This is a genomic window from Tritonibacter sp. SIMBA_163, assembly GCF_046535935.1.
GTDB lineage: Bacteria > Pseudomonadota > Alphaproteobacteria > Rhodobacterales > Rhodobacteraceae > Epibacterium > Epibacterium scottomollicae.
The window spans coordinates 1-245 of record NZ_JAWJBP010001080.1 but is presented as its reverse complement, the minus strand read 5'-3'; the positions used below and the strand labels follow the sequence as shown (position 1 = coordinate 245).

Below are 245 nucleotides of genomic sequence, written 5' to 3'. Positions count from 1 at the left end.
ACCCGCACGATCCCTACGCCACCACGCGGGACTACTGGAACCGTTACAGCGACGACGAGATCGACCTGCCCTCCGTGCCGATGATCCCGGTGGAAGAGCGCGATCCGCACAGCGCACGGCTCTACTACCACTACGGCATGCACAAGCAGAAGGTGACCGACGCCGACATCCGCAAGGCGCGGCACGCCTACTACGGCATGATCTCCTACGTGGACGACAAGCTGGGCATCCTGCTCGACGCGCTG

1 pseudogene is annotated in these 245 nt (G+C 64.1%); it reads left to right on the top strand.

Annotated features, from left to right (window positions below):
* Positions 1 to 245 (top strand): annotated as a pseudogene (locus R0J92_RS25665) (choline-sulfatase); the annotation flags it as partial.